Here is a 26205-nt window from a genome sequence, read left to right as displayed (position 1 = left end):
AGATGTGGTTCTGGGAAAAATACACCAGTCCGTGGAGCCTGTCCCAGGCAGGCATCCTCGGCATGAACAAGCGCAACCACTCCTACATCAGCCGTTACAACCCGCGCAGCCTCTATCCCCTGGTGGATGACAAGTTGCAGACCAAGCGCATCGCGCTGGATGCGGGGGTGACGGTGCCCGAGCTCATCGGCACCATCCGCGAGCAGCACGACGTGACCCGTATCACGACGCTGGTCAAGGATTGGCCAGGCTTCTGCATCAAGCCGGCTCGCGGCTCGGGCGGCAAGGGGATCCTGGTGATCCTGCGCCAGGAAGACGGCCTCTTCTACAAGCCGAACGGCACCGCCTGCAACGGTCAGGACTTGGAGCGTCATGTCTCCAACATCCTGGCGGGCCTCTATTCCCTCGGCGGCAAGCCCGACGTGGCGCTGGTGGAAGGCCTCATCAACTTCGATGACGTGTTCGACGGCTACTCGTTCGAAGGGGTGCCCGATGCCCGGGTGATCATCTTCAAGGGCTTCCCCGTGATGGCCATGATGCGCCTCTCCACCTCGGCCTCGGACGGCAAGGCAAACCTGCACCAGGGCGCCGTGGGGGTGGGTCTGTGCATCCGCACCGGCCGTGCCTTGCGGGCGGTGCAGTTTGGCAACCCGCTGCGCCATCACCCGGATACTGGCCTCGATCTGTACGATCTCAAGGTGCCCCACTGGGATACCCTGCTGACGCTCGCAGCTTCTTGCTACGAGATGTCAGGCCTTGGCTATATCGGCACCGACATGGTGCTCGACAAGTTCCGCGGCCCTATGCTGCTGGAGCTCAACGCCCGTCCCGGTCTCGCCATCCAGATCGCCAACGGCCGTGGCCTGGTGCCGAACCTCAAGACCATAGAGAAGCTGGGTCAGGTCAAGATGAACGTGGAGCAGAGGGTCAACTTCGCCAAGGATCACTTCGGTATCTTCGACGAGTAGGGATCTCCCTCCCAACGACAAAAACGCGCCCATAGGCGCGTTTTTTTATGCCGCTAGCCATGAGAGTCTGGGGCCAAGTGCGGGGCCATAGCCGCCGCATAAGCGTTCTATAAGCACTATGCCGATCCCCATCACATCCCCTCACAGGGGCGCTTCAACGGCGCAGGAGAAGGGGATAAGCTGCCAGGGCGGCTGCGCCTCTGGGCAGCTAACCCTCATCTTTTCAGCCGCTTGCGATATGACACTCTGCCATGCGCGAGACGCGCGCCTAATCTCGGCGACAAAGTGCGCTTCCGATGGTAGATTAATGAAATCAAATAGATAGCAACTATCGGGTTCCCCTTATGCAACGTTGGCCCAGCCTGAAACAGCTGCAATATCTGGTCGCTCTGGATGAGCACAAAAACTTCAACCGCGCCGCCAAGGCCTGCCATGTCAGCCAGTCCACCCTGAGCACCGGGATCCAGACCCTGGAAGACATGATGAACCTGCAACTGGTTGAGCGGGATCACAAGAGCTTCATCATGACGCCGGTGGGCATGGAAATCGTCGCCCGGGCGCGCAACCTGCTCTCCGACGCCCGGGATCTGATGGAGCTCGGCCAGCAACAGGGCGGCGTCATGCACGGCACCGTCCGGCTCGGCTGCATCCCGACCATAGCCCCCTTCCTGCTGAGCAAGCTGCTGCAGGTATGTGGCAAGGAGTATCCGGAGCTGGAACTGCTGCTGCGGGAAGACACCACCACCAACTTGCTCAAGCAGCTGGAGCAGGGGCAGCTCGATCTGCTGATCCTGGCGCTGCCGGTAGAGATCGGCGGTTTTCACAGCAAGATGGTGGGAGTCGATCCCTTCCACATGGTGATGCCGTCCCACATGGCGGCCGGCCTGCACATGCCGTTCGATTACAAGGAGTTGCCCAACCAGAGCATCTTCCTGCTGGAGCGGGAGCACTGCCTGACCGAGCATGCGGTGAGCGCCTGCCGACTGAGGGACAAGAGCAAGATCAACCCGTTTGCCGCCACCAGCCTGCATACGCTAGTGCAGATGGTGGGCGCAGGTCTGGGCACCACCTTCCTGCCCCAGATGGCCATAGATGCGGGCATCCTCGACAACTCGGATCTGGTGGCCATTCCCCTGCCGGGGGAGAAGCCCTATCGCGAGATAGGCCTGGTGTGGCGCCCCAGCACCACCCGGGTGCAGACCTTCTACAAGCTGGCCGAGCTGCTGGCACCGCTGATCGAGCCCAAAAAGGCAGGCTAGCAGTGGGTTATTGATGCATTTTCTGCACAAAGCAGACAATTATGTTATCGCTATTCAGGTTCCAGGCAGAAACTCTGTCTATGATAAGTCGCGTGCCCTATCAAGGAGTTCCGATGTTACGCACGTTACTGCCGCCCCTGCTGGCCCTGTTGCTGACCGCCTGCTCCAGTACCCCGGAGCCAGCCCCAACGCCCCCGCGCCAGAGCGGCGTGTTTGACGGCTTCTATCAGCAGTGGCGCGGCGTGCCCTATCGCATGGGCGGCGAGGACAGAGCCGGGCTGGACTGCTCCGCCTTCACCCAGCTCGCCTACAGCCAGGTGCTCGGCTACCAGTTGCCGAGAACCACGGAATCCCAGGCGAGCCTCGGCAGGCCGGTGGATCGCTACCGCCTGCAATACGGCGATCTCGTCTTCTTCAAGACCGGCTGGCAGCAGTATCACGTGGGCGTCTATACCGGTGCCGGCGAGTTTATCCACGCCTCCACCAGCAAGGGGGTGATCCGCTCCCGCCTCGACAACGTCTACTGGAACAGCCGCTACTGGCAGGCCAGGCGCCTGACGCAATAACCCTGCTTGATAGTGAAAGCTTGATAACGAAAAGGCCCCTCGGGGCCTTTTCGTATTGGATACCCGCAGACTCAGTGCTTGCGATGCCAGCGCGGTGAGACGGCCCTCTCCCCCCAGGGGGTGACGCAGGGCAACAGGGCCCCTTCTATCACCCCATCGCAAGCAGCCAGCGCCTCGGCAATCTTCTCATGGAGCAGCCGCAGCAGGTTCTTCTCCTGCCCGGCCAGGGAGTGGCCCGCAGCGAAATACTCTCTCTGATGTTGCAGCGCCAGCTTCTGGGCAAACTCATAGGTGTTGAAACTGTCCGGCATGCGCTCGATCACATCGTCCAGCCGGGCCAACAGGCTGTGCAGTTCCCTGGTCATGTGCAGCTCTCCATAGTGTGTTGATGAAACCAAACTACCCACAATTGGATATAAATCCAATTTTACTCCCCAAAACTGTGGCCATCCGCACAGTTCGACGCCTCCAGCTACCCATAACGCATCCGCAGCCCCCCTCCTAGTTTACAAGTTCGTAACGAGACGATAAGCTCAGACCGACTAATCAGTCGGCTATTTTTAGAGCGGAGTCTTTATGGAAGCGATACAGCGACAAGTCCCCCACACCGACAAGTTTGCCCTGCCTGATCGACTGCTCCACCTCAGGCAAGCCTATCAGGAGGATCCCATGCCGAGCTTAAGCGAGCGCCGCGCCCAACTGCAGCGGCTCAAACACGCCCTGCTCGCCCACAAGCAAGGGCTGTGTGATGCCCTGGCCCAAGACTATGGCCAGCGCAGCGACTATGACTCCCTGATCGCCGACATCCTCCCTTGCGTCATGCAGATCAATTACACCCACAAGCGCCTCGGCCGCTGGATGAAACCTCAGCGTCGCCACGCCGGCCTGCTGCTGGCGCCGGCCAGGGTCGAGGTGCACTACCAGCCCCTCGGGGTAGTGGGCATCATGGTGCCCTGGAACTTCCCCGTGATGCTGAGCCTGGGCCCCCTCATCAGCGCCATCGCCGCCGGCAACCGGGCCATGATCAAGCTCTCCGAGTTCACCCCCCACACCAATGCGGCGCTGCAGACCCTGCTGGCCGAGGTATTTGACGAGCGCCAGGTGTGCGTCATCGAGGGAGATGCCGAAGTCGCGGCGGCGTTTAGCACACTGCCCTTCGATCACCTGCTGTTCACCGGCTCGACCGCCGTGGGCAAACAGGTGATGGCGGCCGCCGCGCCCCAGCTCACGCCGCTCACCCTGGAGCTCGGCGGCAAGAGCCCCTGTCTCATCGCCCCCGACATGCCCTTGGCGCTGGCGGTGGAGCGGATGATCTTCGGCAAGAGCCTCAACGCCGGCCAGATCTGCGTGGCCCCGGACTATGTGCTGCTGCCCCGTGGCCAGGAGCAGGCCTTCATCGAGGCGTACCGGCGCCACTTCAACCGCCTCTACCCCAAGGGGGTGGCGAGTCCGGACTATGGCGCCATCATCAATGAGCGCCAGTATCAGCGCCTCACCGGCTGGCTGGCGGAGGCCGAGCAGGCGGGCGCCCAGCTGCACCCCTGCGCCTCACCGGCGCGGGATGACGGCACCCGACGCCTGCTGCCCCACCTGCTGACCGAGGTGCCCGAGCACTGCCAGCTGATGCAGCAGGAGATCTTCGGCCCCCTGCTACCCCTCGTTCCCTACGATGACCTGGAGCAGGCGCTCGCCTATATAGCGGCACGCCCGCGCCCGCTTGCCCTCTATCTGATGAGCCTGGATCCGGCGCTGCAGGCACGCGTCACCCGGGAGACCCACGCCGGCGGCATGGCCATCAACGAGAGCCTGTTCCAGGTAGCTGCGGATGATGCTCCCTTCGGCGGCATCGGCCCCTCCGGCATGGGCCACTATCACGGCCACGAGGGGTTTCTCACCTTCTCCAAGGCGAAGACTGTGCTCAGTCGGGGCAAATTCAGCACCGGCTCTCTGGTCTATCCCCCCTATCGACGCTGGTATCAGCGCCTGATGATGGCCCTGTTCCTGCGCTAGGAGACGCTCATGACAGATAAACGCCGCCAGATCCTGGCCGCCGCCCTCGCCCTGTGTGCCGAGGACGGCCTGCAAGGCGCCGCCACCGCCCGCATCGCCAAGGCCGCCGGGGTGGCCAATGGCACCCTGTTTCACCACTTCCCGAGCAAGGAGGTATTGATCCAGCAGCTCTACCAGGACATCAAGCAGCGCCTTGGCAGCGCCATCAGCGAGGCGGACCCAGCCCAGCCCCTCAAGGCCCAGGCCCGCCACTACTGGGGCCAGGCCATGGTCTGGATGATTGAGCATCCTGATGAGCTCAAGTTTGTGCTGGATTTCTTCCACTCCCCCTTGCTGGCTCGCCCACTGCGCAGCCAGATCTTGAGCGACACCCTGCGCTTCCTGCCCCAGCTGCTGGCGCAAGGCCAGGCCAGCGGCGCGCTGCAGCAGGTGCCGCCCGAGCTGATGCTGGAGGTGTGTCAGAGCCAGTTCCTGGCCTGCGCCTCCCTGTTTGTCGATCGGCCCGAGCTTGGGCAAGACACTGAGTGGCAAGAGGGGGCCTTCACCCTGTTCTGGTCTGCCATCGCGGGAGGTCTCCATGAAGCTTGATGCCTTGTATTCCCAGGGCCATCGGCTCTGGAACCTCAGCCTGCTGTGGGTGCTGGGACGCACCCTGTGCCGCGCAGCCCGGGTCGATGAGGCAGTTCGCCGTGAGCTATCCCCCCTGCCAGACGGGCTCTGCATCCGGCTGGAGATAGCGGGTTACCGGCAAGGCCTGGTGCTTCACAAGCGGGAGGGGCGCTGGCGCTGTGGCGCACCCTCCCAGGTTGTGCCACATCCGCTGCGCGTGTGCTTCAAGCATCCGGCCATCGCCTTTCGGGCCCTCAGTTTTCGGCTCGGTATCAATCAGGCCTTTTGCGAGAACCGCTTGTTGGTAGAGGGGGATCTCACCGTCGCCATGCATCTGGTGCGCGCCATCGAGCAGCTGCAGGCCCTGATCCTGCCTGCCTTCATCGCCGAGTCCCTGATGCGCCACTACCCAAGCCCCACCGCCAAGCTGGCCCGGGCGGGACGCATCTATCTGGGGCTGTTGACGGGTTGAGGGCGCAAGAGCGCCACAACCGAGCCTTTTCCATTCCGATTTTTTGACTGCTCTATGACAGGGAGTAACAAGATGAGCCGATATTATGATTTCTTCTGCCCGGTCAAGCTGATGGCGGGTGAGCAGGCGCTGGAGCAGTTGGCCAGCGAGCTGATGGCACTTGGGGCATCGCGCCCCCTGCTGCTCACCGACAAGGGGGTCAGTGCCAGCGGCCTGGCAACCCTGGTGCAGGGGCTGCTGAGCGAGGGCGGCCTGCCCGTGATGGCCTGCTGGGACGAGATCCCGGCGGATTCTTCCACCGCCGTGGTGGAGCAGATAGCCGTTCGTTACCGCAAGCTCGGCTGCGACAGCCTGGTGGCACTGGGCGGCGGCTCCGTCATCGACACCGCCAAGGCGGTCAACATACTCGCCACCCTGGGGGGAGAGTCCTTGCTGGATCATGCGGGCGCCGGCAGTCTGACCCGCCCCCTGAATCCCTTGGCTGTGGTGCCCACCACGGCGGGTACCGGCTCTGAGGTGACTCTGGTCGCGGTGATCCGGGATGAACGGAGCGGGCGCAAGGTGCCCTTCACCTCTCCCTTCCTGCTGCCCCAGCTGGCGGTGCTGGATCCGCGCCTCACCCAGGGGCTGCCGCTGCCCATCACGGCCGCCACCGCCATGGATGCCATGACCCATGCCATTGAGGCCTTCATCGGCAACGGCAAGAACCCAGTGAGCGACGCCCTGGCCCTGATGGCGGTGGAGAAGATAGCCAGCGCCCTGCCCCAGGTGCTGGCACAGCCGCAAGACAAGGGATTACGGCTGCAACTGGCGGAGGGGTCGACCCTGGCGGGCATGGCGTTTTCCAACTCCATGGTGGGGCTGGTGCATGCCCTCGGCCACAGCCTGGGGGCCCGCTGTCACCTGCCCCACGGCCTGTGCATGAACCTGTTCCTGCCCACAGTGCTGGACTACAACAGGCCACAGATAGATGAAGAGCTGGCCCGGCTGCTGCTGCCACTGGTGGGGGCCGAGCGCTTCGCAGCGACCCCCACCCCCTTGCGGCCACAGGCCTGCATCGATGCCTTGAACGCCCTGCGCGATATGTTGTGGGAGGCGGTGCGGCTGCCGCGTACCCTGGCGGAAGCCGGCGTCACCGACAGATCCGTGCTCACCGACATTCGGGATCTCGCCATCAACGACGGCGCCCTGCTCTATAACCGCAAGGATGCCGACAGGGAACAGCTCATGTCGCTGCTGGAGCAGGTGTGGGAATAACATGCTGATAAAAATGACTGAAACAGCATAATATTCCACCCCATGCCAGCCTGGCGGCTGGCATGGACTCCCGGAGGATGGCGCAAGGGATCAGGGGGCGTCGCTGAACACCCCGGTGGAGAGGTAGCGATCCCCCCGATCGCAGATGATGGCGACCACGACCCCTTGGCTTAGCTCGGCGGCCACCCGCAGGGCACCGGCCACGGCGCCCCCCGAGCTGACCCCGCAGCAGACCCCCTCTTCCCGCGCCAGTCTGCGCATCATGGCCAGCGACTCCTCCAGCGTCACGTCCAGCACCCGATCGACCCGCTCCGGCTCGAAGATGGTGGGCAGATAGGCCGCGGGCCAGCGGCGGATCCCCGGGATCTGGCTCCCTTCTGCCGGTTGCAGGCCGACCACCTCGATGGCCGGATTCTGCTCCTTGAGGTAACGGGAGACCCCCATGATGGTACCCGTGGTGCCCATGGCCGAGACGAAGTGAGTGATTGCCCCCTCGCTCTGGTGCCAGATCTCGGGGCCGGTCGACAGATAATGGGCATCCGGATTGGCCGGGTTGTTGAACTGATCCAGCACCAGCCCCTCCCCCCGCGCCTGCATGGCCAGGGCGAGATCGCGCGCCCCTTCCATGCCGTCCTCCACCAGCACCAGCTCGGCGCCATAGGCCAGCATGGCGTCGCGCCGCTCCTGGCTCATGTTGCTGGGCATGATGAGCCGCATCGGGTAGCCCCTGGCGGCCGCCACCATGGCGAGCGCTATGCCGGTGTTGCCGGAGGTGGCCTCGATGAGCCGCTCCCCCGGCAATAAGCGACCACTCACCTCCGCCGCCTTGATGAGGTTCAGGGCCGGCCTGTCCTTGACCGAGCCGGCGGGGTTGTTGCCCTCCAGCTTCACCAGCAGGGTCACGCCGGGGTGGGGATTGATGCGCTGCAGCCGCAGCAGCGGGGTGTTGCCTATCAAACTGTCCAGGGTGGCAAAGGCCATGGCGGGATCCATCCTCCGTTATCTGTTCTATACCTTGGCAAGCGGGTCGCTCGCAGGCAGGTCAGTGTATGCGAGCCTCATTCACAGGCAAAGAGTCCTGCAGGCAAAGAGAGGAACAAGGTTGGCAAAGCACAACCAGCATGCTCTCATTACCCTAACCACAGTTCGAGGAGCAACCATGAGCGAGATCCTTCACCAGGCCGATCAGCAGCAGTTTATCTGCGTGGTAGACGGCAAACTCTCCCGTCTCGCCTACCGCCAACTGGATGCAAGCACGGTCGAGGCCTACAGCACCCAGGTGCCCAGCGAGCTGAGGGGGCAAGGCATCGCCCATCGGCTGGCCCGCCACCTCTACGACTGGAGCCAGGCACAGGGGCTGACCATCATCCCCACCTGCAGCTATATCGACGTCTGGCTGCGCCGCAATGCAAAGTGAGACCCGAATCCAACAGGATACGCACCTGCAATCGCGCACCGAAGCCTTGCTGCGCGCCGATCCGGTGCGCATGGCCTGTCTGCGGGCGGCGCGGGCGCTGGACTTGCCCGACTGGGCGCTCGGCGCCGGCTTCGTGCGCAACCTCATCTGGGATCACCTGCACCAGAAAACCGCCTCGACCCCGCTCAACGATCTGGATCTCATCTATCTGGACAGGAGTGATCCGGACGGATTGGCGGAGGCCGATCATGAGGCCTGCTTGACGGCCCGGTTGCCAGATCAGCGCTGGGAGGTACGCAATCAGGCCCGCATGCACCTGCGCCAACAGGTTCCCCCCTTCGTGAGCAGCCTGGAAGCCCTCAGCCACTGGGTGGAGATCCCCACCTGTATCGGGGTTCGCTTGCTAGCCGATGACACGTTCGAATGGCTGGCGCCCTATGGCTTTGGTCATAACTGGTCACTGCGAGTGAGTGCTAACCCGAGATGCCGCCAGGATAACCAGGTGTTCGTGCAGCGCATCCTGACGAAACGCTGGCAGCAGATCTGGCCCGACCTTGAGGTGGTATGGTCATAACGCCGTTGCAATGCCCCGCCATGCATGGGCAAACTACGAAAAAGCTGTTTATTACTCAATGGGTTAATTAATGCGCGACTTCTTCTCTCTCGAACGCTGGCTGCCGGGCCTCGCCGCCCTGCTGCAATATCAGCGGGCCTGGCTGGTGCCGGACCTTCGCGCAGGCCTGTCGGTGGCCGCGGTGGCCTTGCCGGTGGCGATCGCCTATTCCGAACTCGCCGGGGTCGGCGCCATCGTCGGTCTCTACTCCTGCATATTGCCCATGCTGGTCTATGCCCTGTTTGGAACCTCCCGCCAGTTGATCGTCGGCCCGGACGCCGCCACCTGCGCCGTCATCGCCGCCGTGGTGACGCCGCTCGCCGCCGGCGATGCCACCCGCCACTGGCAACTGGTGATGACCATGACCGCCATGACAGGTTTCTGGTGCCTCATCGCCAGCCGTTTCAAGCTGGGGGTGCTGGCGGACTTTCTCTCCCGCCCCATCCTGATGGGGCTGCTCAACGGGGTGGCCATCACCATCATGGTGGGTCAGCTCTCCAAGATTTTCGGCTTCACCTTCAGCGAACGCTACCTCATCGAGCGGATCCTCAACGGCACCCACTACATCACCCAGACCCATCTGCCGACCCTGGGGATGAGTCTGACCGCCCTGCTCACCCTGTTGCTGGCCAAGCGCTATAAACCGGCCTGGCCCTCCTCCATGGTGGCCATGGTGGTGACCGCGGCCCTGGTGTGGGCGTTTGATCTCGGTCGCTTCGACATCGCCACCCTGGGGGCCATCGGCTCCGGCCTGCCCACCTTCCAGATGCCGGAGTTTCCCCCCGGCCTGATGCGCGAACTCGTGCTGCCCGCCCTCAACCTCGCCATGGTGAGCTTCGTCTCCATGATGCTGACCGCTCGCAGCTTCGCCGCCAAAAACGGCTACGAGATCGATGCAGACAAAGAATTTCGGGCGCTCGGCATGGCGAACCTGGCCGCCGCCGCCTCCCAGGGCTTTGCCATCAGCGGAGCGGATTCGCGCACCGCAGTCAACGACGCCAACGGTGGCAAGAGTCAGCTGGTCTCCATCATAGCCGCCGCCGTCATCGCTTTGGTCACCTTCTACCTGACGTCCCCCCTGCAATACATTCCCACCGCCGCCCTCGGGGTGGTGCTGGTGATGGCGTCCCTGTCGCTGACCGATTTTCGCGGGCTCTGGGCCCTGCGCAACTCGGACAGAGCCGCCTTCTGGCTGGCGATAGTCACCTTTATCAGCGTGCTGGCCATGGGGGTGATCCCGGGGATCACCCTCGCGGTCTTGCTGGGGCTGTTCCAGTTCCTGCGCAACGTGATGCGCCCCACGGATCAGCTGCTCGGCATGGATGACGAGGGCGTGGTGCGTACCCTGGGAGACAACGAGCAGGCCAAGGCCATTCCCGGCATCCTGGTCTATCGCTTCAACTCGCCGCTCACCTACTTCAACGCCCCCTACTTCAAGCGGCGGGTGCTGGCCCTGCTGGTGCAGGATCCCCGTAGTCCCAAGTGTCTGGTGATCGATGCCGTCGCCTGCTTCACCCATCAGGACATCAGCGTGATGAGCATGGTGGGGGAGCTGCACAAGGAGCTCAAACGACGGGGTATCCACATGGTGATGGCCGGTCGCCACGGTCAGATGACTCACTGGTTGCAGCAGGCCGGGATCCGGGTCGGCGACGAGGGCATCGTCCTCTACCCCGACATGTATCAGGCCCTGCGCATGACCCGCGGCTACCGGGAACCCCTGTTCAAGGACGCGGAGGAGCAGGCGATAAGCCCGGAGCCCATGGGCGCATCCTGGCCAAGAGACGAGGCGCTGCCGGACTCGGCTCGGCTCACCCTGCCCTCGGAGCAGGAGGCCGGCGCAACCCCTGCCTAACATCGGGTTCGGTCATCCCGTTCCACACAGGATCGGGATGGCCGGAACATACATTGCACCCCGATGGCTCTTGGTGTTAAATGCCCGTCCAGATAGCACTGACGAGTGCCATCCTCCCTATTTGGATATGCCATGCAGACTCAATCCCACGCAGGCCCGGGCACCCTCTTCGCCCTGACCTGGCCACTGTTCATCGATCTCGCCCTGCACTTTCTGACCGGGGCCCTCAACACCTTCATGGTGGGACACGTCTCCTATCAGGGGGTGGCGGCCCTTGCAGTCGGCAACCAGGTGTTCGATCTCGCCATCACCTTGTTCAGCTTCGTCAGCATAGGCACCAGCGTGGTCATCACCCAGTATCTGGGGGCGGGGAACAAGGAACAAGCCCGGGTAGTCATCCACACCGCCATCGGCTTTAACCTGCTGGTGGGGCTGGTGGCCGCGGTCGGCGTCATGGCTGGCGCCAGCACCATGCTGGCCCTGATGAACCTGCCCGCCAACCTGATGGGGGATGCAACTCTTTACCTGCAGATCATCGGTCTGTGCCTGCTGCCTGAGGCGGCGGCGCTCTGCCTGGCCGCCACCCTGCGCGCCCACGGCCACACCCGTCAGGCCATGTATGTGACCCTGATCGTCAACCTCATCACCTTCGTCGGCAACCTGCTGCTGCTCTACGGCTGGTTCGGTCTGCCCCAGCTCGGGGTGGCCGGCGTCGCCATCAGCACGGTCGCGGGGCGCATCGTCGGCGTTGTGCTGCTGGTGTGGCTGGTGACCCGCAAGACCGGTATCAAGCTGCGGCTGCCTGAGATAGTGCGACCGAGCAAGGCCATGCTGGACAAGGTGCTGCACATAGGCCTGCCGGCGGCGGGGGAGAACCTCTCCTGGATGCTGCAGTTCATGGTGGTGACGGCCTTTGTCGGCCTGCTCGGCGACAAGGCGCTGGCGACCCAGTCCTACTTCTTCCAGATCTGCCTGTTCATATTGCTGTTCGGTCTCTCCATCGGCCTTGGCAACGAGATCATCATCGGCCATCTGGCGGGGGCGCGCCGCTTCGAGCAGGCCTACAAACAGTTGCTCAAGAGCCTCAAGCTCGGCCTTATCGTGACGACCCTGATCGCCATCGCCGCGGCGCTGAACGGGCGCACCATCATCAGCCTGTTCACCGACGATCCCGACATCATCACCCAGGTCGCCCAGCTGTTTCTCATCAGCCTCATCCTCGAACCCGGCCGCACCTTCAACCTGGTGGTGATCAACGCCCTGCGCGCCACCGGGGATGCCCGTTTCCCGCTCTACATGGCGCTCGTCTCTATGTGGGGAATTGCCGTTCCGCTCGCCTATTTCCTTGGTATCGTGCAAGGTTATGGTCTGGTCGGCATCTGGCTGGCCCTTGCCTGCGATGAGTGGGTGCGCGGTCTGGCCATGTTCTGGCGCTGGCGCAGTCGCCGCTGGCAAAACAAAATCCTTGTCGAAACATCTGTGGAATCATAAGCGGAATCATGATGAAGAAAATCGGACTCTTGTTGGCTGCTCTCCTGCTCAGCCCTCTGGCCATGGCGCAAACCGCACCGGCCGCGCCCAAGGCATCTGCCCCCAAAATCTGGTATGTGGCCCCCATCGCCATCGATGAGACCAGCGAGGCGCAAAAGGCGCTGACCAAGGAATTCATGGCCCAGATGATCAAGACCATCAAGATCAACGAGTATCAGACCGGCAAGGCGGTGGGCAAGACCAAGGATCCCAAGTGGCTGATCCGCACCAAGCTGCTGCCTGCCAGCACCGAGCCTCTGGTGGGCAAGAAGCATCCCCAGGGCCTCACCTACGGCAAGGGCATTCCGACCCAGGAGATCGTCGGCGAGCTCATCATGAACGGCACGCTCGTCGCTCATGTGGGTCAGGGCTGGCGTGAGCCCATAGTCCCGGGCACCCCGGTGGCGCAGAAGATCACCATAGCCAACTACCAGTACGCCATCGGCAACGAGGCCAAGGCGCCGGATCTGGAAGAGCTGGCGGCTCAGATTGGCTTCGAAGTGGGCAAGGTGATCGCCCGTGACGGCCAGCCCCTGCCCGAGAAGAAAAAGAAGAAAGAGTAAAACGCATCTGCTTTGCAACGAGGGGCCGCTGGGCCCCTTTTTGCTGCCTGTGGTTGTCATCTCATGGTCACAAACGTGACGTCAGTCCCGATTCAGCACACTCCCGCTTACTCATAAATCCCTTATCAGCTTGTGATTCAAGCAGTTAAAAACTCGTCTTCGCGTATCGGGATCCATTGCCCTCGAATTTGAACCGGATCACATTTATCCGCCGAGGATAGGGGTAGTTTGAAGGTCAAGGCACAATCAGACGACAACAAGGAGGCTTCATTACATGTTCCCAGAGTACAGAGATCTCATCTCGCAACTGAAGAGCAGTGATGTCCATTTCCAGAAGAAGTTTGACTTGCACAACGACCTGGATGCGGAGATTAGAAAGTTGGAAAAGCATCACGCCAGCGACTACAGCTCCGAGGTGAAGGATCTGAAAAAACAGAAACTTAGACTGAAAGAGGAGATATACGACATCCTCAAACAACATCCACATTAGACGCCTCGACGAATACCCGGATAAGCAACTTATCCCCCAGCCCGGCCAAACTGCCGGGCTTTTTATTGCTCATTCCCAGGTGCTAGCCTCCCTGCACTCCCCCTCATTGAAGGCTTGGTTGGCGCCCCCAAGACGGTTAACATCTGCGCTCTCGTGATTAACAAGGACTTTGACATGCCAAGGCTCGACAGCATTCACCTCTATCCCATCAAATCGACGGCGGGCATGCCACTCTCCCGTACTCGGGTAACCGAGGAAGGGCTACTGGGGGATCGCCGCTACATGGTGGTCAAACCGGACGGCAGCTTCATCACGGCCCGCACCCATCCCCAGTTGCAGCTGGTCGCGGCTTCGCCCGTCGAGGGTGGCTTGCTGCTCCGCTACCCGGGCCTTGCCCCCCTCACCTTGCAGGAGCAGGCATTCAGCCGCACACCCCAGGCCACCGGCGTCTGGAGCGACAGCTTCCAGGCCCTGCATACTCACGATCAGGCCGATGCCTGGTTGAGCCGCGTGGCCGGTGAGCCGGTACGCCTGCTCTGGCTTGGTGAGCGCTCCGATCGCTTTCGCGCCAAGACAGGCACCCGGGTCAGCTTCGCCGACGGCTATCCCCTGCTGCTCATCAGCCAGGCCTCCCTTGAGGATCTCAACCTGAGATCCGATGCCCTGCACCAGATGAGCCAGTTTCGCACCAACCTGGTCGCAGGTGGCACCAAGCCGTTCGAGGAGGATGGCTGGAAGCGGATCCGCATCGGTGAGGTTGAGTTCCTGGTCGCCAAGCCCTGCAGCCGCTGCATCATGACCACGGTCGAACCCGGCAGCGATCGCTTCAACGCCCTCAAGGAGCCACTCGCCACCCTGACCCGCTATCGCCGGGGCGAGGATGGGGAGGTCTATTTTGGCCAGAATCTGGTGGCCCTGAACGAGGGCTGGATCGAGGCGGGCAGTGAGATAGAGGTGCTGGAGCGCGCCCGTCCGCCGGTCTATCCCAACGGCGCGCCGAAAAAACGGGAGCTGGTCTGCGTCGCGCGCGAGCCCCTTGCCCGGGATCTGGAGACCTTCTGGTTCGAGGCTGCCGATGGCGAGCCCCTGCCGGACTACCTGCCAGGCCAGCACCTGCCCATCAGTCTGGATATCGGTCAGGGACAGGGGCGAGAGCGACTGCAACGGCGTTACACCCTGAGCTCCACGCCGGATCAGCCAGAGCGTTACAGCATCAGCGTCAAGCGCCTCGGTGACGGTCGCATCTCCCCCTGGCTGCACAGTCAGCTCAAGGTCGGTGACCGCCTTCTGGCCAGCCCCCCCGCGGGTAATTTCCACTTAGGGCTTGAGCGCAAATTGCTGCTGCTCTCAGCGGGTTCCGGCATCACCCCCATGCTCGCCATCGCCCGCACCCTGCGGCTGCGCCATGAGCTCGACGAGGTGCATTTCATGCACCTGTGTCGCAGCGAGGCCGACATTCCGGCCGCCGCCGAACTGCATGCCCTGAGCCAGGCCGGTATGCAACTCACCCTGATCCTGAGCCAGCCCGGTCCCCACTGGCAGGGGCTCAGCGGTCGCCTGAGTCAGGCGCACCTCGCCAGGATCCCGAGCCTGCTGGCGCGAGAAGTCTTCCTGTGCGGCCCCCACGGCTTTATGAGCGAGGCGGCAACCCAGCTTGTCGCCCTCGGCGTACCCGCCGAGCACATCCAGCAGGAGAGCTTCGGTGGCGCCATCCTCTCGGTGGCCCGCCCCCACAAGGCGGTGCAACTGCGCATCGGTGAGCAGAGTTTTGCCGGTAACAACCAGGGCACCGTACTGGACCAGGCCCACAAGCAAGGGGTTGAGCTGCCCTGGAGCTGCCGCGCCGGCATCTGCGGCAGTTGCAAGCAGACCCTGCTGTCGGGGGAAGTGGATCACCCGGATGCGCCGGCCATCACGGCCGCCGAGCGGGCCGAAGGCAAGATCCTCACCTGCTGCGCCGTGCCGCTCACGAATCTGGTGATCGGACCCCGATAAGGGGGGATGTGAGGGCCAAGTGCCCCAGAAAGCAAAACGGCTGCCCTTGGGCAGCCGTTTTTACTGGCGATACGCCTAACCGCGCAGGGCGGCGATGCGCTGCTCGATGGGCGGGTGGCTCATGAACAGCTCGCTCATGGAGCGCTTGCCGTTGATGCCAAAGGCCATCATGGAGCCTTCCATCTGCGGCTCGGCACCGCGGGAGAGACGCTGCAGGGCGGCGATCATCTTGTCGCGACCGGCCAGCTTGGCGGCGCCCGCATCGGCGCGGAATTCACGTTGACGGCTGAACCACATGACGATCATGGAGGCCAGCACGCCGAAGATCATCTCCAGCACGAAGACGGTGATCATGTAGGCAAAACCACCGGAGCTGCTGCTCTCTTCGCTGTTGCTCGAGCTGAAGAAATTGCTGATGACGCCGGCCACGATGCGGGCGAAGAACATCACGAAGGTGTTCACCACCCCCTGGATCAGGGTCAGAGTCACCATATCACCGTTGGCCACGTGGCTCACCTCGTGGGCCAGCACGGCTTCCGCCTCGTCGCGGCTCATGCTGTAGAGCAGGCCGGACGATACAGCCACCAGCGAGTCATCGCGGCGGGCACCGGTGGCGAAGGCGTTCATCTCGGGGGAGTCGTAGATCCCCACTTCCGGCATCTTGATCCCCGCTTCACGGGCCTGACGGGCCACTGTGCTCACCAGCCAGTGCTCGGTCTCGTTACGGGGCTGCTCGATGACCTGGACGCCATAGCTGCGCTTGGCCATCCACTTGGACATCAGCAAGGAGATAAAGGAACCCCCAAAACCGAACACGGCACAGAACACCAACAGACCGGAAATACTGGACTTGTTGATCCCCAGAACCGAGAACAGGATATTGAGTACCACCCCCAGCACCAGCATGACGGCCAGGTTGGTCACCAGGAATAGCATAATTCGCTTCATATTGACTCCTTGTGAGATATGGATGCGTGGTCCGGGCCGATTCGTTGCCGGCCTGGTACCACACCAGCCCCAGATAATAGATAAATTCGATGAATGTTTGCTGAATGTCGGGTTCAGAGCAGGGGAGAAATGTCGAGACACCCGCGCAAATCAGCCTCGAGTGGCTTGTTTACAAAGGGTATTTCACCTAAAAATGGCGCTGGCAGCAAGCCCCTCAAAGTATCCAGATTCTCCTGGTAGTGACTCATGCCCTCATCCACCCGATTCATCACCCAGCCCGCGATCGGCAGATCCTGGTTGCGAATGGCGGCGAAGGTGAGCAGGGCATGGTTGAGGCAGCCCAGCTTGGCTCCCACCACAACTATCACCGGCAGGTTCTCCTGCTTGACCCAGTCAGAGAGCAGATAGGTCCTGTCCAGTGGCAAGAACCAGCCCCCCGCCCCTTCCACCAGTATCAGCTCGGCCCCCGCCTGCTCTATGGTGCGCAGACCCTCCGACAAGCCGCTCAGGGTGATGGCCTCATCCACCTCCCGGGCGGCGATGTGGGGCGCTATCGGGGGCGCATAGGCAAACGGATTGACCAGGTCGTAGGGCAACGCCAGGCTGGCGGCGGCCTGCAGCAGCAGGGCATCCTGATTGCGCAGTCCCTCATCTGTGTGAGCACAGCCCGCCGAGATGGGTTTGTAACCGGCGCACTGGATGCCCTGGGCGGCGAACTCCCGCAGCAGGGTGCGGGCGACTAGCGTCTTGCCCACATCTGTGTCTGTGCCTGTGATGAAGAAAGATTTGACCATGATGACTCCTCAACGCGAAAAGGTGGCGGCCTGGCCGCACCTCGCGTTTCAATGATGTGGATTGGCAAGTCCCGAATGGGATATGTCTCGAGCTGACCTGGGGCGGGTTAGTTACGCGTCAGCTGACCCAGGCAGACCTGATAGCTGGCGCTCAGCATGCCATCTGGCTGGCGGAATTGCTCATAGGCTTCCCCCAGGCGAAGCAGGCGTTGACGGTTGCCCAGACCAGCCTGGCGCTCGTCGTTGACCTGGCTTGCCCCTATGCCCTTGAGATCGCGCAGCAGGCCACTGAGGGACGGATAGGCGAGAGACCAGGTCAGAGACTGCAGCTCGGGAGCACAGAAACCACCCAGGGTGAGGGCATGCTGCAATTGTGACAGGCTGAGGAAGCGATTGACATGGGAGCGCTCGTCAACTGTGCGCCAGGCCTCACGCAACTGCCACAGAGAGTCCGACAGCAGGGTCGAGAACAGCAGCCGACCGCCTGGCTTTAGCACCCGGTGGATCTCGGCGAAGGCCTGGGCCGGCCGTTCGCACCACTGCAGGGCCAGGCTGGAGAAGATCCAGTCAAGGCTCTGATCAGCGAACGGCAGCGCCTCCGCATCGCCGCACAGCAGCAGGGCGCCACTGCCCCGCCGGGCCGCCTGTTGCAGCATGCCGGGGGCGAGATCTAGCCCGTGCAGTTGCTGGCATTGGCTGGCGAGATGGGGCAGGAAAAAACCTGTGCCGCAACCCAGATCCAGACCCGCCGCGGGGGGCGTCAACGCCGGGCTCTGATGTTTATCCAGCGCCACACTGGATTCACTCATGCGCGCCAACAGCGCCAGCCCCACCTCCTGCTGGAAGCGGGCATGGGCGTCGTAGTGACGGGCGGCGGCGCCAAAGCGGCGTGCGAGCTGCACCTTGTCCACTCGCTGGAAGGTGTCATGTTGGTGTAGGTCAGACATGGCGAAGACCCTCCGCTCTCATCCCCAGTCCATCGAGCAGGCAGTCGACATCCTGCTCGCTATGGGCTGCGCTCAGGGTGATGCGCAGCCGCGCCGTGCCCGCAGGCACGGTAGGCGGGCGGATGGCGCCGACCCACAGGCCGCGCTCACGCAGCCGCTCGCTCAGGGCAAGGGCGGCGCGACTCTCCCCCACCAGCAGCGGCTGAATGGGGGTCTCGCTCGCGCCGAGTGTCCAGCCAAGCTGGCCAGCGCCCTGCCGAAAACGGGTTATCAGTTGCTGCAGATGGGCGCGGCTCTCATCGGCGGTGCGCACCAAAGTGATGCTCTGGCTGACGGCGCAGGCCTGGGCGGCGGGCATATGGGTGCTGTAGACATAGTGGCGGGCGAAGTTGACCAAGTAATCCACCAGCGCACGGCTGCCGCCGACGAAGGCGCCGGCCACCCCGAGCGCCTTGCCAAAGGTGCCCATCTGGATGTGCACGCCTGCTGGATCCACTCCTTGCGCCGCCAGGGTGCCGCGCCCCTCTGGCCCCAGCACACCGAGGCCGTGGGCATCGTCGATCATCAGCCAGTTATGGCTCTGGGCGGCGAGCCGACTGAGCTCACCCCAGGGGCCCTGATCTCCGTCCATGCTGAACACCCCCTCCGAGACGATGAGGCCACGACCCGGTTCAAGCTGCCCCTCGAGGGCTTCCATGTCGTTGTGGGCAAAACGCCGCATCTTGCAAGGCAGCTGGCTGCCCATCTCCTGCAATGAGGCGTGGTTGAGCCTGTCTTGCCACAGCAGGTGCTCCTTGCCGAGCAAGGCTTTGAGCACCGCCTGATTGGCCGAGAAGCCGCAGTTGAACAACAAGACAGCCTCCAGCCCCAGCCAATAGGCGATCTCTTCTTCGAGCTGCTGATGGGCACGGTTGTAACCTGTCACCAGGGGCGAGGCGCCGGCGCCCGCGCCATAACGATCCACCCCGGTCTTGAACGCCGCCTTGATGGCCTCATGACTGCCCAGCCCCAGGTAGTCGTTGGCGGAAAAGTTGAGGTACTCACGCCCAGCCACTCGCAGCCGGGCGCCGCCGCCCCCCTCGGTCGGGGTGCGGCGGCGCAGCAGGGTATCCTGCTCGCGAGCGACCAGCGCCTCATTCAGCGCAAAGGGGCTCGGTTTGTCAGTCAGATACACAGGTTTCATACCGGCTTTGCAGCGGATTGCACTGCCACGCGCTGACGGGTCGCGTCATAGAATAGCTCGTCACCACTGGGCTCCCGTGTCACCTGGGCCAGCAGCTCTTCTTCTTGCACCGCGTCCGGCTTCTGGGCGCGCTGGGCAGGGCGAATGCCGAGGCGCTTGAACAGCTGCATGTCGCTGTTTTCGTCCGGGTTCGGGGTGGTCAGCAGCTTGCAGCCGTAGAAGATGGAGTTGGCGCCCGCCATAAAGCACATGGCCTGCATCTGCTCGTTCATCTTCTCCCGCCCGGCGGAGAGGCGCACGTGGGAGCCCGGCATCAGGATCCGCGCCACCGCTATGGTGCGGATAAATTCGAACGGATCCAGGTTCTCCTCGTTCTCGAGCGGCGTGCCCTTCACCTTGACCAGCATGTTGATGGGCACGCTCTCCGGGTGGCGCGGCAGGTTGGCGAGCGCAATCAGCAAGCCCGCCCGATCCCGCGCCTGCTCCCCCATGCCGACGATACCACCGGAGCAGACCTTCATGCCGGCGCCGCGCACATGCTCCAGGGTATCCAGCCTGTCCTGATAGGTGCGGGTGGTGATGATGTCACCGTAGAACTCGGGGGAAGTGTCGAGGTTGTGGTTGTAGTAGTCGAGCCCGGCAGCGCCGAGGCGCGAGGCCTGATCCGCAGTCAGCATGCCCAGCGTCATGCAGGTCTCCATGCCGAGGCCGCGCACCCCCTCGATCATCTGCAGGATATAGGGCATGTCCTTTTCCTTGGGGTTGCGCCAGGCGGCCCCCATGCAGAAGCGCGACGAGCCGTTGGCCCTGGCCTCGCGGGCCCGCGTCAGCACCTTTTCCACCTCCATCAGCCGTTCGGTCTCGAGTCCGGTATGATAGCGGGCGCTCTGGGGGCAGTATTTGCAATCCTCCGGGCAGGCGCCGGTCTTGATGGAGAGCAGGGTGCTGACCTGCACCTCGTTGGGATCGAAATGGGCCCGGTGCACCGTCTGGGCCTGGAACAGCAGATCGTTGAATGGCAGGGCAAACAGGGCCTGAACCTCGTCGTGGGTCCAGTCGTGACGCAGGGCATGGGTGCCCGTCGGGAGTGCATGCATGGGTGGCTTCCAGTTGTGATGATGGGATCCGCCTTCTTGTCGGGCAGACCGCCAAACCGCCACGGTCCGACCCAGGGGTCTAGGCCAAGTGGCTGAAATTGTTGGCTAGTGTAGAGAGCAGGCGTAGACTGTCAACACCGACCAGATCAAATTAATTGACAACAGAACATAAAATGACCAACCAGGAATTCGACCTTCGCCACGTCTGGCACCCCTACACCTCCCTCACGAATCCCCTGCCCTGCTACCAGGTCGCCAGTGCCCAGGGGGTGACCCTGATCCTCAGCGATGGCCGAAAGTTGGTGGATGGCATGAGCTCCTGGTGGGCTTGCGTGCACGGCTACCAGGTGCCCGAACTCGATGCCGCCGCTACCGCCCAACTCGGCAAGATGTCCCACGTCATGTTCGGCGGCCTGACCCACGAGCCCGCCATCGAGCTGTGCCGCAAGCTGGTGGAGATCACGCCAGCTAAGCTGGATCGGGTGTTCCTGGCGGACTCCGGCTCGGTGGCGGTGGAGGTGGCGCTCAAGATGGCCCAGCAGTACTGGCACGCCAAAGGCACGCCTCGCGCCAAGTTTGTCTCCCTGCGCGGCGGCTATCACGGTGACACCTTCGGCGCCATGAGCGTCACCGACCCCGAGGGCGGCATGCACGAGCTCTATCAGGGCTTCCTGCCCGAGCAACTCTTTGTCGAGGCGCCGAGCTGCCGTTTTCATGCAGAGTGGAACGAGGAGTGCGTGGTGGAGCTCGCTACCCTGCTGGCGGACAGGCACGAAGAAATCGCCGCCATCATCCTCGAGCCCATAGTGCAGGGGGCCGGCGGCATGCGCTTCTATCACCCCCGCTACCTGCAGTGGGTGCGCGCCCTGTGCGACGAGTTCGGCGTGCTGCTCATCGCCGACGAGATTGCCACCGGCTTTGGCCGCACCGGCCAGCTGTTCGCCTGCGACTGGGCCGGCATCAGCCCGGACATCATGTGTCTGGGCAAGGCCCTCACCGGCGGCTATCTGACCCTGTCAGCCACCCTCACCACTGAGCATGTCGCCCGCACCGTGTGTGACGGCAAGGCAGGGGTCTTTATGCACGGGCCCACCTTCATGGGCAACCCGCTCGCCTGCGCCGTGGCCAACGCCTTCATCGAGCTGCTGCTGGCCTCATCCTGGCGCGATCGGGTACAAGCCATCGAGCATCAGCTGAAAACCGAGCTGGTAGCACTGACCCTGAACCCGGCAGTGGCGGATGTGCGGGTGCTCGGCGCCATCGGCGTGGTGGAGATGAAGGAGCGGGTGGACGTGGCGCGCATCCAGCGCAAGTTCGTCGAGCTGGGGGCCTGGATCCGCCCCTTCGGCAAGCTCATCTACCTCATGCCCCCCTTCGTCATCACGCCGCAAGAGCTGAAGGTATTGACCGGGGCCATAGCGCAGGCCATCACGGAGGGGGAATTCTGATCCCGGCCATTCCGACCCCGCGGCTGCGCGGGGTCTTTTGAATCTTTTTCATCAGAATGTGAGCAAGTCATCAAAACCCGGCAGGCGAGAAGGGTAGACTGCGCGGGTTTTACCCAACAGATGTACCTTTCCCATGCGCCTCTCCATTGCTGCCAAAATCAATTTCTTCCTGCTGTTCATCTTCTCCATGGTGCTGGTGTTCTCCGCGGCCTATCAGGCGGTGCGCGAGCGCGATCTCATCCTGACCCTCATCAAGGAGCAGAGCCGGGAGCAGACCGAGGCCTACTTCGATGGCCTCAACATGCTGATGCTGACCGGCAAGATGGAGGCCCGCGATACCCTGCGCAGCAAGTTCATGGATCACGCCCACGTGGAAGATGCCCGCATAGTGCGCGGCGCGGCGGTAAACAAGCAGTACGGGCCGGGACGCGAGACCGAGGCCCCCAAGGACAGGTTTGACGCCCTGGCACTGGCGGGCAAGGGCAGCCTGGAAGTAGTGCACGACGACATGCACAGTCGGCTGGTGGTGACTCGCCCGCTGCTGGCCAAGAAGGATTTTCGTGGCACCGACTGCACCAGCTGTCACCAGGTGCCGGAGAATACCGTGCTGGGGGCGGTGCGGTTCGACTACTCCCTCGACACCCTGTTTACCCGGGTCGAGCAGAACATACTTACCTCGGCGCTGAGCCTCACCACCATCTTCGGGCTGGGCCTGCTGCTGACACTCTGGGTCATCCGTACCTGGATAGTGCGCCCCCTCAACCAGCTGACCCGCTCCATCGAGGAAGCCACGGATCATCATGACTTCGGCAAGCGGCTGGAAGGGGATGAAGGGGACGAGATAGGCAGGGTCGCGCTCGCCTACAACCAGATGCTCGACAGCGTGGAACGCCAGCTTGGCAAACGCGCAGATGCCCAGGCCGAGCAGGATAAGATAAGCCAGAGCGAGTCGACCCGGCCATAAGCCGGCCGGCAAGCAGATCCACAGTCGCTCATGCCGGGCCGCCCAGGCCCGGCATGACAGCGCAAAATTCGGCGGCTCATCGCCGTATCAGCCCATCTGACCCCGCTCTGCCCCCTTTCCCTCCCATCCCCCGTCCGAGTCGCCAGATTCCGGCCGAAAACCCCACGAAGCGCCGACATTTTTGCTTGTTTATCAAACCTGCGCGGGTAAGATTAACGGCTTAGTCTGCCACCCTGGGACATTCATGCCAGGAGCAGGCCCCTAGTGTTGCAAATAGCGCGGCAAGAACAAGCTGGAGACAAAATTTCGATGACGCACGCATCCGTAGTAGATGTGCTGGCCGGTAAGTATGCGGTTGGCACCACCCAGACAGTCAAAGGGTGGATCCGGACCCGCCGTGATTCCAAGGCGGGGATCTCATTTTTGGCCATCTCCGATGGCTCCTGTTTCCATCCGGTACAGGCAGTCGTCCCCAATACCCTGGCCAATTACGAGAATGAAGTGCTGCGTCTGACCACCGCCTGCTCCGTGGAAGTGACCGGCGAGGTAGTGGCCTCCCAGGGCAGCGGCCAGGCCTTCGAGCTGCAAGCCTCCGAGGTTAAGGTGGTGGGCTGGATCGAAGACCCGGACACCTACCCCATGTCTGCCAAGCGCCACAGCATCGAATACCTGCGCGAGCAGGCTCACCTGCGCCCGCGTACCAACGTGGTTGGCGCCGTGACCCGGGTGCGCAACTGCCTGGCCCAGGCCATTCACCGCTTCTTCCATGAAGAAGGCTACCTGTGGATCGCCGCCCCCCTCATCACCGCCTCCGACACCGAAGGCGCTGGCGAGATGTTCCGCGTCTCCACCCTGGATCTGGAAAACCTGCCGCGCACCGACGCCGGCAAGGTGGACTATGACAAGGACTTCTTCGGCAAGGAGACCTTCCTGACCGTGTCCGGTCAGCTGAACGTCGAGACCTATGCCTGCGCCCTGTCCAAGGTCTACACCTTCGGCCCGACCTTCCGCGCCGAAAACTCCAACACCAGCCGCCATCTGGCCGAGTTCTGGATGGTGGAGCCGGAGATAGCCTTCGCGGATCTGGAAGACAACGCCGCCCTGGCCGAAGCCATGCTGAAATACGTCTTCAACGCCGTATTGACCGAGCGCCGCGACGATCTGGAGTTCTTCGCCCAGCACATCGACAAGGACGCCATCGGCCGTCTGGAGCGCTTCGTCGCCTCCGACTTCGCCCAGATTGACTACACAGACGCCATCGAAGTGCTGAAAAACTGCGGCAAGAAGTTCGAGTTCCCTGTCTCCTGGGGCATCGATCTCTCCTCCGAGCACGAGCGCTACCTGGCCGAGGAGCACTTCAAGTCCCCCGTGGTCGTGAAGAACTACCCGAAAGACATCAAGGCCTTCTACATGCGCCTCAACGACGACGGCAAAACCGTTGCCGCCATGGACGTGCTGGCCCCGGGTATCGGCGAAATCATCGGTGGCGCCCAGCGTGAAGAGCGTCTGGACGTGCTGGATGCGCGCATGGCCGAGATGGGTCTGAACAAGGAAGACTACTGGTGGTACCGCGACCTGCGCCGCTACGGCACTGTGCCGCACTCCGGCTTTGGTCTGGGCTTCGAGCGTCTGGTGGTCTATGTGACCGGCATGGGCAACGTGCGCGACGTCATCCCCTTCCCGCGTACTCCTCGCACCGCCGAGTTCTAAGCAGCACTCGACCGATTGCAAAAAGCCGACCTCAGGGTCGGCTTTTTTATTGCCCCATGGGCGCCAGCGCCCGCCTCTACCTCCTCATCACTCCCCCTTGCACGCCGCTTTACGTCTTTTCAGCCCCGATTTCGCCCTCAAAACCGTAGTTTTTATGCAGTTAAATCGGAAAAACATGGGTTGTTGAAGTACCTCAAATTTTTACCCCTTTTGGGTAGGCAAAATAACTATTAACCCTTTAGGGCTAAATAACAACAGACAATGTCGTCCTGGGCGCTGCGCCTGCATGGATTGAATCACACGAGGTAATGGAATGATCTTCATGGAATTTATGGTGGTACTCGGCTGTTTGCTGCTGGGTACCCGTTTCGGGGGCATGGGACTGGGTCTCATCAGCGGCATAGGTCTATTCCTGCTGACCTTCGTGTTCGGCCTCACCCCGGGTGAACCACCGGTACAGGTGATGCTGACCATACTGGCGGTCATCGGCTGCGCCGCCACCCTGCAGACCGCCGGTGGCCTCAACCTGATGATGCAGGTGGCCGAGCGCCTGCTGCGCCGCCACCCCCAGTACATCACCATACTGGCGCCCCTCACCACCTGGACCCTCACCTTCCTGTGCGGCACAGGCCATGTGGTCTACACCATGTTCCCCATCATCGCCGACATAGCGCTGCAGAAGAATATCCGCCCGGAACGCCCGATGGCAGTGGCTTCCGTTGCCTCCCAGATGGCGATCTGCGCCTCGCCGGTGTCGGTGGCCGTGGTCTCCATGGTCTCCATCCTGGCGGCCGGTCACGGTATCGGTCAGGCCTACAGCCTGCTCGACATCCTGATGATCGCCATCCCCTCCTCCCTGTCCGGGGTCATAGTAGCGGCCCTCTGGAGCCTGCGCCGCGGCAAGGATCTGGACAAGGACGAGGAGTTCCAGGCCAAGCTCAAGGATCCGCAGCAGCGTGAGTTCATCTACGGCGGCGGCGAGACCCTGCTCAACACCAAGTTCCCGAAAGAGGCCTACTGGTCGACCTGGATCTTCTTCGCCGCCATCGCCGCCGTGGTGGTGCTGGGGGCCGACGCCTCCCTGCGCCCCGTGTTCGAGATGGGTGGCAAGACAGGCCCCCTCTCCATGAACCTGGTGATCCAGATGATGATGCTGATCGCCGGCGCCGTGATCCTGATGCGCTGCAAGGTCAAGCCCGGTGACATCTCCAACGGCGCCGTGTTCAAGGCAGGCATGGTCGCCATCTTCTCGGTCTTCGGGGTCGCCTGGATGAGCGAGACCTTCTTCCAGGCCCACATGCCGCTGCTCAAAGAGACCCTGGCCCACGTGGTGCAAGCCCAACCCTGGACCTATGCCCTGGTGCTGTTCCTCATCTCCAAGCTGGTGAACAGCCAGGCCGCGGCCCTCACCGCCATCGCCCCCATGGGGCTGGCACTCGGGGTTGAGCCCAAGCTGCTGATCGCCTTCCTGCCGGCAAGCTACGGCTACTTCGTGCTGCCGACCTACCCG

25 protein-coding genes are annotated in these 26205 nt (G+C 62.8%); 18 read left to right on the top strand and 7 right to left on the bottom strand.

What is annotated here, in order from left to right; all coding sequences use genetic code 11:
• Window positions 1-2: 2 nt before the first annotated feature.
• From CUC44_RS13375 to CUC44_RS13365, 3 genes are all read left to right on the top strand, one after another.
• Window positions 3-968: an alpha-L-glutamate ligase-like protein gene (locus CUC44_RS13375; RefSeq protein ID WP_100860429.1), complete on the top strand. Its 966-nt coding sequence runs from the start codon at window positions 3-5 to the stop codon at window positions 966-968.
• A gap of 344 nt (window positions 969-1312) precedes the next feature.
• Window positions 1313-2227 (top strand): hydrogen peroxide-inducible genes activator, encoded by a 915-nt coding sequence (locus CUC44_RS13370; protein ID WP_100860428.1) that lies wholly within the window; start codon window positions 1313-1315, stop codon window positions 2225-2227.
• 113 nt (window positions 2228-2340) lie between these two features.
• Window positions 2341-2793 (top strand): C40 family peptidase, encoded by a 453-nt coding sequence (locus CUC44_RS13365; protein WP_100860427.1) that lies wholly within the window; start codon window positions 2341-2343, stop codon window positions 2791-2793.
• Between the two features lie 71 nt (window positions 2794-2864).
• Here CUC44_RS13365 and CUC44_RS13360 read toward each other — a convergent pair whose 3' ends face one another.
• Window positions 2865-3158 carry a hypothetical protein gene (locus tag CUC44_RS13360; protein ID WP_100860426.1) on the bottom strand — a complete coding sequence of 98 codons (294 nt, stop codon included), beginning with the start codon at window positions 3156-3158 and terminating at the stop codon, window positions 2865-2867.
• A gap of 211 nt (window positions 3159-3369) precedes the next feature.
• Here CUC44_RS13360 and CUC44_RS13355 point away from each other — a divergent pair, with 211 nt between their 5' ends.
• The 4 genes from CUC44_RS13355 (at window position 3370) to CUC44_RS13340 (ending at window position 7141) form a co-directional block, all read left to right on the top strand.
• Window positions 3370-4803: a coniferyl aldehyde dehydrogenase gene (locus CUC44_RS13355; protein ID WP_100860425.1), complete on the top strand. Its 1434-nt coding sequence runs from the start codon at window positions 3370-3372 to the stop codon at window positions 4801-4803.
• A gap of 9 nt (window positions 4804-4812) precedes the next feature.
• Window positions 4813-5391 (top strand): TetR/AcrR family transcriptional regulator, encoded by a 579-nt coding sequence (locus tag CUC44_RS13350; RefSeq protein WP_100860424.1) that lies wholly within the window; start codon window positions 4813-4815, stop codon window positions 5389-5391.
• Window positions 5381-5884: an SCP2 sterol-binding domain-containing protein gene (locus CUC44_RS13345; protein ID WP_100860423.1), complete on the top strand. Its 504-nt coding sequence runs from the start codon at window positions 5381-5383 to the stop codon at window positions 5882-5884. Before CUC44_RS13350 ends, CUC44_RS13345 begins: the two co-directional genes overlap by 11 nt.
• Before the next feature lie 72 nt (window positions 5885-5956).
• On the top strand, window positions 5957-7141 hold the full coding sequence (locus CUC44_RS13340) for an iron-containing alcohol dehydrogenase (RefSeq protein WP_100860422.1): 1185 nt from the start codon (window positions 5957-5959) through the stop codon (window positions 7139-7141).
• A 90-nt stretch (window positions 7142-7231) separates the two neighbouring features.
• On the opposite strand, the gene cysM is transcribed toward CUC44_RS13340, so the two are convergent.
• On the bottom strand, window positions 7232-8134 hold the full coding sequence (cysM, locus tag CUC44_RS13335) for a cysteine synthase CysM (RefSeq protein ID WP_100860421.1): 903 nt from the start codon (window positions 8132-8134) through the stop codon (window positions 7232-7234).
• A 166-nt stretch (window positions 8135-8300) separates the two neighbouring features.
• On the opposite strand from cysM, the gene CUC44_RS13330 reads away from it, so the two are divergent.
• From CUC44_RS13330 to CUC44_RS13300, 7 genes are all read left to right on the top strand, one after another.
• Window positions 8301-8558: a GNAT family N-acetyltransferase gene (locus CUC44_RS13330; protein WP_100860420.1), complete on the top strand. Its 258-nt coding sequence runs from the start codon at window positions 8301-8303 to the stop codon at window positions 8556-8558.
• Window positions 8548-9132: a nucleotidyltransferase family protein gene (locus CUC44_RS13325; RefSeq protein ID WP_100860419.1), complete on the top strand. Its 585-nt coding sequence runs from the start codon at window positions 8548-8550 to the stop codon at window positions 9130-9132. The genes CUC44_RS13330 and CUC44_RS13325 overlap by 11 nt, the downstream gene beginning before the upstream one ends.
• A gap of 70 nt (window positions 9133-9202) precedes the next feature.
• Window positions 9203-11026 carry a SulP family inorganic anion transporter gene (locus CUC44_RS13320; protein WP_100860418.1) on the top strand — a complete coding sequence of 608 codons (1824 nt, stop codon included), beginning with the start codon at window positions 9203-9205 and terminating at the stop codon, window positions 11024-11026.
• 132 nt (window positions 11027-11158) lie between these two features.
• The gene (locus CUC44_RS13315) at window positions 11159-12517 is read left to right on the top strand and encodes an MATE family efflux transporter (RefSeq protein WP_100860417.1); all 1359 of its coding nucleotides are present in this window, start codon (window positions 11159-11161) and stop codon (window positions 12515-12517) included.
• An 11-nt stretch (window positions 12518-12528) separates the two neighbouring features.
• Window positions 12529-13119, top strand: coding sequence for a hypothetical protein (locus tag CUC44_RS13310; protein ID WP_100860416.1), 591 nt, complete (start codon window positions 12529-12531; stop codon window positions 13117-13119).
• Between the two features lie 274 nt (window positions 13120-13393).
• The gene (locus tag CUC44_RS13305) at window positions 13394-13609 is read left to right on the top strand and encodes an HP1242/YdcH family protein (protein WP_100860415.1); all 216 of its coding nucleotides are present in this window, start codon (window positions 13394-13396) and stop codon (window positions 13607-13609) included.
• Window positions 13610-13783: 174 nt separating this feature from the next.
• Window positions 13784-15604, top strand: coding sequence for a hybrid-cluster NAD(P)-dependent oxidoreductase (locus CUC44_RS13300; protein ID WP_100860414.1), 1821 nt, complete (start codon window positions 13784-13786; stop codon window positions 15602-15604).
• A 75-nt stretch (window positions 15605-15679) separates the two neighbouring features.
• On the opposite strand, the gene htpX is transcribed toward CUC44_RS13300, so the two are convergent.
• The 5 genes from htpX to bioB all read right to left on the bottom strand — a co-directional run bounded on the left by htpX (window position 15680) and on the right by bioB (window position 20573).
• Window positions 15680-16552, bottom strand: a complete 873-nt coding sequence (gene htpX, locus CUC44_RS13295; protein ID WP_100860413.1) for a protease HtpX — start codon at window positions 16550-16552, stop codon at window positions 15680-15682.
• Window positions 16553-16665: 113 nt separating this feature from the next.
• On the bottom strand, window positions 16666-17346 hold the full coding sequence (gene bioD, locus CUC44_RS13290; protein WP_100860412.1) for a dethiobiotin synthase: 681 nt from the start codon (window positions 17344-17346) through the stop codon (window positions 16666-16668).
• Between the two features lie 107 nt (window positions 17347-17453).
• Window positions 17454-18293 carry a malonyl-ACP O-methyltransferase BioC gene (bioC, locus tag CUC44_RS13285; RefSeq protein WP_100860411.1) on the bottom strand — a complete coding sequence of 280 codons (840 nt, stop codon included), beginning with the start codon at window positions 18291-18293 and terminating at the stop codon, window positions 17454-17456.
• Window positions 18286-19476, bottom strand: a complete 1191-nt coding sequence (gene bioF / locus CUC44_RS13280; RefSeq protein ID WP_100860410.1) for an 8-amino-7-oxononanoate synthase — start codon at window positions 19474-19476, stop codon at window positions 18286-18288. Before bioF ends, bioC begins: the two co-directional genes overlap by 8 nt.
• Window positions 19473-20573: a biotin synthase BioB gene (gene bioB, locus CUC44_RS13275; RefSeq protein ID WP_100860409.1), complete on the bottom strand. Its 1101-nt coding sequence runs from the start codon at window positions 20571-20573 to the stop codon at window positions 19473-19475. The genes bioF and bioB overlap by 4 nt, the downstream gene beginning before the upstream one ends.
• Before the next feature lie 173 nt (window positions 20574-20746).
• Between bioB and bioA the strand changes: the two genes are divergently transcribed.
• The 4 genes from bioA to CUC44_RS13255 form a co-directional block, all read left to right on the top strand.
• Window positions 20747-22021, top strand: a complete 1275-nt coding sequence (gene bioA / locus CUC44_RS13270; protein ID WP_100860408.1) for an adenosylmethionine--8-amino-7-oxononanoate transaminase — start codon at window positions 20747-20749, stop codon at window positions 22019-22021.
• A 133-nt stretch (window positions 22022-22154) separates the two neighbouring features.
• Window positions 22155-22985 (top strand): HAMP domain-containing protein, encoded by an 831-nt coding sequence (locus CUC44_RS13265; protein ID WP_100860407.1) that lies wholly within the window; start codon window positions 22155-22157, stop codon window positions 22983-22985.
• Window positions 22986-23294: 309 nt separating this feature from the next.
• Window positions 23295-24695: an asparagine--tRNA ligase gene (gene asnS / locus CUC44_RS13260; protein ID WP_100860406.1), complete on the top strand. Its 1401-nt coding sequence runs from the start codon at window positions 23295-23297 to the stop codon at window positions 24693-24695.
• A 313-nt stretch (window positions 24696-25008) separates the two neighbouring features.
• Window positions 25009-26205 (top strand): anaerobic C4-dicarboxylate transporter (locus tag CUC44_RS13255; protein WP_100860405.1); only part of this gene is annotated, 1197 nt, incomplete at its 3' end.

Source organism: Aeromonas lusitana (assembly GCF_002812985.1).
In the GTDB taxonomy this organism is placed as follows: Bacteria; Pseudomonadota; Gammaproteobacteria; order Enterobacterales; family Aeromonadaceae; genus Aeromonas; species Aeromonas lusitana.
The sequence above is the reverse complement of the archived record's forward strand: the minus strand, read 5'-3'. Positions and strand labels throughout refer to the sequence as shown.

What these genes read in the sequence shown, in the direction of transcription:
- CUC44_RS13305 (WP_100860415.1), top strand. Translation starts at nt 13,394, where the DNA reads ATGTTCCCAGAGTACAGAGATCTCATCTCGCAACTGAAGAGCAGTGAT.
- CUC44_RS13355 (WP_100860425.1), top strand. Translation starts at nt 3,370, where the DNA reads ATGGAAGCGATACAGCGACAAGTCCCCCACACCGACAAGTTTGCCCTG.
- bioC (WP_100860411.1), bottom strand. Translation starts at nt 18,293, where the DNA reads ATGTCTGACCTACACCAACATGACACCTTCCAGCGAGTGGACAAGGTG.
- CUC44_RS13360 (WP_100860426.1), bottom strand. Translation starts at nt 3,158, where the DNA reads ATGACCAGGGAACTGCACAGCCTGTTGGCCCGGCTGGACGATGTGATC.
- bioD (WP_100860412.1), bottom strand. Translation starts at nt 17,346, where the DNA reads ATGGTCAAATCTTTCTTCATCACAGGCACAGACACAGATGTGGGCAAG.
- CUC44_RS13310 (WP_100860416.1), top strand. Translation starts at nt 12,529, where the DNA reads ATGAAGAAAATCGGACTCTTGTTGGCTGCTCTCCTGCTCAGCCCTCTG.
- bioA (WP_100860408.1), top strand. Translation starts at nt 20,747, where the DNA reads ATGACCAACCAGGAATTCGACCTTCGCCACGTCTGGCACCCCTACACC.
- CUC44_RS13325 (WP_100860419.1), top strand. Translation starts at nt 8,548, where the DNA reads ATGCAAAGTGAGACCCGAATCCAACAGGATACGCACCTGCAATCGCGC.
- CUC44_RS13315 (WP_100860417.1), top strand. Translation starts at nt 11,159, where the DNA reads ATGCAGACTCAATCCCACGCAGGCCCGGGCACCCTCTTCGCCCTGACC.
- CUC44_RS13320 (WP_100860418.1), top strand. Translation starts at nt 9,203, where the DNA reads ATGCGCGACTTCTTCTCTCTCGAACGCTGGCTGCCGGGCCTCGCCGCC.
- bioB (WP_100860409.1), bottom strand. Translation starts at nt 20,573, where the DNA reads ATGCATGCACTCCCGACGGGCACCCATGCCCTGCGTCACGACTGGACC.
- CUC44_RS13365 (WP_100860427.1), top strand. Translation starts at nt 2,341, where the DNA reads ATGTTACGCACGTTACTGCCGCCCCTGCTGGCCCTGTTGCTGACCGCC.
- CUC44_RS13300 (WP_100860414.1), top strand. Translation starts at nt 13,784, where the DNA reads ATGCCAAGGCTCGACAGCATTCACCTCTATCCCATCAAATCGACGGCG.
- CUC44_RS13265 (WP_100860407.1), top strand. Translation starts at nt 22,155, where the DNA reads ATGCGCCTCTCCATTGCTGCCAAAATCAATTTCTTCCTGCTGTTCATC.
- CUC44_RS13340 (WP_100860422.1), top strand. Translation starts at nt 5,957, where the DNA reads ATGAGCCGATATTATGATTTCTTCTGCCCGGTCAAGCTGATGGCGGGT.
- CUC44_RS13330 (WP_100860420.1), top strand. Translation starts at nt 8,301, where the DNA reads ATGAGCGAGATCCTTCACCAGGCCGATCAGCAGCAGTTTATCTGCGTG.
- CUC44_RS13350 (WP_100860424.1), top strand. Translation starts at nt 4,813, where the DNA reads ATGACAGATAAACGCCGCCAGATCCTGGCCGCCGCCCTCGCCCTGTGT.
- CUC44_RS13375 (WP_100860429.1), top strand. Translation starts at nt 3, where the DNA reads ATGTGGTTCTGGGAAAAATACACCAGTCCGTGGAGCCTGTCCCAGGCA.
- CUC44_RS13345 (WP_100860423.1), top strand. Translation starts at nt 5,381, where the DNA reads ATGAAGCTTGATGCCTTGTATTCCCAGGGCCATCGGCTCTGGAACCTC.
- asnS (WP_100860406.1), top strand. Translation starts at nt 23,295, where the DNA reads ATGACGCACGCATCCGTAGTAGATGTGCTGGCCGGTAAGTATGCGGTT.
- htpX (WP_100860413.1), bottom strand. Translation starts at nt 16,552, where the DNA reads ATGAAGCGAATTATGCTATTCCTGGTGACCAACCTGGCCGTCATGCTG.
- bioF (WP_100860410.1), bottom strand. Translation starts at nt 19,476, where the DNA reads ATGAAACCTGTGTATCTGACTGACAAACCGAGCCCCTTTGCGCTGAAT.
- CUC44_RS13370 (WP_100860428.1), top strand. Translation starts at nt 1,313, where the DNA reads ATGCAACGTTGGCCCAGCCTGAAACAGCTGCAATATCTGGTCGCTCTG.
- cysM (WP_100860421.1), bottom strand. Translation starts at nt 8,134, where the DNA reads ATGGATCCCGCCATGGCCTTTGCCACCCTGGACAGTTTGATAGGCAAC.